We start from the raw sequence: 4,867 nt of genomic DNA on the forward strand, positions 1-4,867 counted from the left end.
GTGAGGCACTGGCACCATCACCACCGGGTGCTGGAACGCGTTCGGGTTTGCCGGTACTGACAAGCCGAACATTTGGCTGCAGACACGCAAGAAAAGGCGGTGAAGGCCGACGACGAAGCCGCAGGGGCCACCCGTGATGCCGCCCGTAAGCGTGGCGAATATCATCGTCGTTCTGTCGGTCTGGCTGTTCTGAACCGTGCTTAAGCGGCATCAACGCGCAAGCAGCCGGCGCCAGCGTCAAGATGAGCGTAACCTAATATACGCCGCGAGCTTATCGGCGTCGTCGGCCTGGCCGTTCTAGGTGCCCGAGGCGGCACCGCCGCAACGAGCGGATCGGGCGTGTGGTCGACAGCCACTCTGCACTAGCCATTAGATCGCGCAAGCCCGGTCATGTCCAAGCGGCCAGGCTGCGCGGCTGGACGCGTGGGCGCTGGCAACGGCAAAGATCGTCCGAGGCACCGCGGCGCGTATATCTCCCATCAACCGGCGCCACCATCTTGAGGCCCCTGCCGGATAGGCCCGGTGTTTACTGGCCTACCCGCCCCAGGTGCCGGGCCGCTCCTTCCGACAATTGCCTCAAGTTCATCCACCGTAAATTCAATCTGGTATCGGTACTTCGAATCATCCGAGTAAATGCCCTCTGCTTCTATCGTTATCACCGGGCCGCCTGTTCCAGGCGCGACATAGCCGTCGATCAAAGGTCGGTCGAAGATGGTTCGAGAAGTTCCTTCCCGTTTGGCAGGCCCGACCAGCATCCGCATTTGCTTTACCCCGTTCCGTCTTTCGCGATGAAGTGGCGGACCCTCACCCTGCCCATGGGGCGACAAGTAGCTCGTACATGTTTGAGCCCCGGCGCAGACCCAAGCGCAGGGCTTTGTTAGTTCCTATATCCGGCTGATCGTCCGCAGTCCTAGCCGTATCCGCTGGGCTTCTGCGTAAGCCAACGCGAATGATTCCTGTACGAACGATCGGGTAAGTTCTTGGCCGTCTTCGGTGACGCGAACGCGCCATTCGCCAGACATTTCCGCCACTTCGACACGAGCCGCATTGCGGAGCGGAACCACGTTATCCATCGCATGCCTCCATAGAAAGCAATGGGTAGCGTCGATTTTTATAAGGCCATCGAAATTCTTAGATCAAGTGGATTCCGATGTCCGATTTCGTACAATACGTAGCCAACCGATCAGTGAGTTGCCGCCGAGAGCGATACGAGAATTCGCGAGAGGGCACCTTTGGTAACGCTTCTTGCATAACCTTGACCAGCTTGAAGACCTTCCTCGTTGGCGGCGCGCACATCGGCCTGGCGAAGGGTCTGTTCGCTAAATGGCTGCAAATCAGAACTTGTAGGCGATCCCGATTCTGACCTCGTTGGTCTTGACGCGTTGGTGCTCTTCCCAATGGCGCGGGGTAGATCCAACCGAGGCGGAGGCCAAGACAAAATTGCCGGATGCCTGGGACATTGCGGCGAAATTGGTTTGCTGCACTGGCCCACCCAGTGGATCTCCATGAGACCTTGCCCGCTGGCCGTTGCGGGCGTTTTTCCCGAGCAAATGAGAAAAGGCCCGGATAACGGGCCTTTTCCACTACTATTTCCGATCAAGTGAGGATCAGCACGATCTTGTAGGTATCGGGATCGACGATCACGATGCGCCCATCGGCGAGCACGAAATACTCGTAGGTTTCGTAGGCGGGTACGATCTTGACGATGCGGGCCGGCAGGCGGTGCAGGCGCACCTTGTGCCGCGGCACCTCAATACCGACCGAGATGTGGAAGCTGACATCGCGCACCGGCTCGACCTTGGTCTCGTGGATGATCTGCGTAACCTGCGTCCTCTGCTCGACCGTCACATTGGTGATCGAAGCCGTCTTATCCTGGTCGGTGCGGATCTTAGCCTTGCCCTCGGCGCTCTGCTCGGTGCTGGTTCCGGCTTTGCCCTGAGCCTGCTGATCGGTTTGCACCTTGGTTTCGCCCTGAGCATTCTGATTGGTGGTCGCACCGGCCGTGCCCTGAACCTGCTGCTTCTTCTTCGGCGCCGTGTTGTCATCAGCGTTTTGGTTTAGCGTCGCGCCAGCCTTGCCCTGGGCCTGTTCGTCGGTCTTCACCTTGGCCTTACCTTGAGCCTGCACCTCGGTGCCAGCTTTGCCCTGGGCCTTCTGCTCGGTTTGCTGCTTAGCCTTGCCCGGCGGCTGCGCGGCGGCCTTGCCACCATTCTGACAATCGGCCGTACCGACCGCGCAATTGTCGCCGCCGCTCGGCTGTACGGTCTCGGTCTGGGCTATCGCCGCGCCGCAGCCGACGCCCAGCGCGATCATGCTCGTAATAAGCAGTTGTTTCATGGAATTGCTCCTCGAAGTCAGGTCCCTTCGCTGGGGTAACCCGAGCCGGAACGCATAGTTCCGAAATCTGTCCACAAAACGCTTGGGCCCAGGGTCTTGCCCATCTCTTCTGCGAACTCCACGCTCGCTTGGAGGCGGTCGGGCTGACAGACGACGGCCATTTCGATCTGCCCGTTACACAGGTTGAACTGGCGGACACAATGGGATTGTCATTTGTTCACGTTAACCGGAGTTTGGCGGAGCTTCGGAAACAAAACCTCGCCACCCTGCGGGACAACAAGATTGTGATCCCGCACGTAGGCCGGTTGAAAGCCTACGCCGGGTTCGACCCAAGCTATTTGCACATTCGCGTGCCTGCCGGAGGCAACGACTAGCTCCGGTCCGTTCGAATTCCACGCAGCAGAGCTCCAGCGCGCTGACAGCCGGGGAATTCATTGAGTTAGCGTGGTTGCCGACAGGGGTTAGGGAAACATTCATTTGATATCACCTATATTAATGAGCGGAATGTAACCGTCCTGACCTTCGCTTTGTGTGCTCTGGCGTGCTCACCCGCGAAGAAGTTGTTCTAAGTGACCAGGGGCCAAGCGTGAGGGTCTTAGCTGTCGTCTTCGTGGTTCTCGCCGTCATGGCGGTCGGCTTTTGGCTGGCCACCGAATTGCTGAGCGCTGGCGGCCTTACTTCTTACGTCTCGGGACGTCGAGGATAATAGCGCCGCGAATTGGCCAGGGAGATGGACGCGGCCCGGAACATCGGGACGCCCGCGCTGCCGGCGCCAACGTCCCCGCGATCTAGCCGCACAAATCTAGGCGGGCCTGGCCCGGCGGCTCACATCTCTATGAGGATATAGGCAGCGCCAAAGATTGCGCTCATCAGAACCGCGAAAAAGGCCCATCCCTTCAAAGCGTGACGCACGTCTTCGGGCTTCGCGCCTTTCTGGTTTTCGTAATCTTCCATCATCAGATCCCAGGTTTATCGATCTCGACTTGGTACGAAATCGGTAACCTGCGGGCAACCCTCACGTGCGTCGCCGCCGGCTATCGTTTACGATTTTCTCATACCAAATGGCATTTGCGCTGTGGCTAATGTAGGCACATGATGAGCGGCCGGAAGGGACTCCGGCATGGTCCGGCTGCCGTGTGCCCCCAACAGCAACCCGCTCGCTCGGCAGTGGGCCGCCTGTAAGAGCTCAGCAAGGTCCATGCCCATCTATGTCCGGAGCCTTCACCACCCCAAATTCTTGCGAGCGGACACCAATAGGTACAGGGTTTCGCGGCGCTGAACTAACGCGCGCACCGCCTCGGACCGATTTGGCACTCTTCGTGCGAATCGCCATTCGTCAACAACGGCGAGTTCGTCAGCGTTCAGCATGATTTGTAGCCGGTAGTTTCTGTGGCTAGCAGCCATGAACCGCTCCTAATCACTTCGCCATATTCTCATCAAGGTGAACGGTAGCGTCAAGAAGCACCTCATAAACGCTGCCCGTATCTTCCTCGATTTCGCTGCTGCTGATCCCGAGCGCCTTGGCGTCGGCAAACAGTTTTTCGGCAAGCTCGGCAACCGATATGAGATCGGCGCCGGCCGTCTCCGGGACATTTTCCGAGATCCATTTATACAGAAAGTTGGTGCCGCGTGTGCTCATGAAAGGCTTAAGCTCGGTCACCCCGGCTAGGTTCCTTTCGCCTTTTGATTTGAGTGATTCACATATGTGGTTGCTGACACTTCGATGACGGGCATACAGTCATAAAGTCGTCCGCATCCATCGAGGCAAACGGACGCTTGAAAGTCAACTCAGGTGCTTTCGCCCTACCCGGGAGGAACGCAAATGGTTGAGCTTCAGCCGGATACCGGCTGCGCCGATTCCGTCGAGATTACAGAAAACCTAGGCGAGTGGTTCGTTCGTGTTGTGCGCAACGGCAAAGTGCATGTCAGCACGTTCGAAGTCGAATCCTATGCCCGCGCCTTCGCCGAGGGTCAGCGAATCGGCCTTGGCCTGCCGAAGGTGAGCTGCGGAGGGCAGTAGAGCTAGATTAACCGCTGCGGCGTTTACAGTTGTCAATACGGCTAGGAGTTTGGACAGTCAGGCGTGGCTGTCTGGCGAACTGCCTGCTGGGAACCGCTCAGCTTCCACCTCAAAGACGATGCTAGCCCGGAAAACCAGATCGCAACCGCTGTCGCGTACCACGATCACTACCTTGTGGTGATCACCGCCCGGGAGCGCTTCCCTCGTCATCTCAGCGAGGGCTCTAATTGCTTCGTATCTGACTTCGGCAAAATCTCTGCATTCCACGCCCTGATCGTCGGAATACAACTCGCCATTATCGTCAACGTCGAAATAATAGAGCGCCATTCGTCCAAACGATGCGGCTGAAAATATGTTCCCGTCACGGTTGCGGAATGTCGGCCGAACAGCCTTTGAAGTCCGGTGCGTCTGCCGGTCTTTACGATTGTGCAGAAGTTTACGGTTTCCGAGGCTTAGGCTCGTTCTTTCGCCCCAAGAGAAGTATCAGCACCACGGTGCGCATCGACTCGT

6 protein-coding genes are annotated in these 4,867 nt (G+C 58.0%); 2 read left to right on the top strand and 4 right to left on the bottom strand.

The annotated features are described in order from the left end of the window. Positions 1-1,596 precede the first annotated feature (1,596 nt). Positions 1,597-2,337, bottom strand: coding sequence for a DUF1236 domain-containing protein (locus tag ACWTU9_RS32865; RefSeq protein ID WP_455861957.1), 741 nt, complete (start codon positions 2,335-2,337; stop codon positions 1,597-1,599). A gap of 65 nt (positions 2,338-2,402) precedes the next feature. Here ACWTU9_RS32865 and ACWTU9_RS32870 point away from each other — a divergent pair, with 65 nt between their 5' ends. Further along, positions 2,403-2,711 carry a Crp/Fnr family transcriptional regulator gene (locus ACWTU9_RS32870; RefSeq protein WP_455861962.1) on the top strand — a complete coding sequence of 103 codons (309 nt, stop codon included), beginning with the start codon at positions 2,403-2,405 and terminating at the stop codon, positions 2,709-2,711. A 451-nt stretch (positions 2,712-3,162) separates the two neighbouring features. On the opposite strand, the gene ACWTU9_RS32875 is transcribed toward ACWTU9_RS32870, so the two are convergent. Further along, complete coding sequence (locus tag ACWTU9_RS32875) at positions 3,163-3,291, bottom strand: hypothetical protein (RefSeq protein WP_455861958.1); 129 nt, start codon at positions 3,289-3,291, stop codon at positions 3,163-3,165. 463 nt (positions 3,292-3,754) lie between these two features. Further along, a complete protein-coding gene (locus ACWTU9_RS32880; protein WP_455861959.1) occupies positions 3,755-3,997 on the bottom strand; it encodes a DUF768 domain-containing protein in 243 nt (80 codons plus the stop codon). 162 nt (positions 3,998-4,159) lie between these two features. Between ACWTU9_RS32880 and ACWTU9_RS32885 the strand changes: the two genes are divergently transcribed. Continuing rightward, positions 4,160-4,357: a hypothetical protein gene (locus ACWTU9_RS32885; protein ID WP_455861960.1), complete on the top strand. Its 198-nt coding sequence runs from the start codon at positions 4,160-4,162 to the stop codon at positions 4,355-4,357. 57 nt (positions 4,358-4,414) lie between these two features. Here the strand turns inward: ACWTU9_RS32885 and ACWTU9_RS32890 are convergent, their stop codons facing one another. Then, positions 4,415-4,684 carry a DUF6894 family protein gene (locus ACWTU9_RS32890; protein ID WP_455861961.1) on the bottom strand — a complete coding sequence of 90 codons (270 nt, stop codon included), beginning with the start codon at positions 4,682-4,684 and terminating at the stop codon, positions 4,415-4,417. Positions 4,685-4,867 lie beyond the last annotated feature (183 nt).

The sequence above is a fragment of the Mesorhizobium sp. 128a genome (assembly GCF_053848025.1).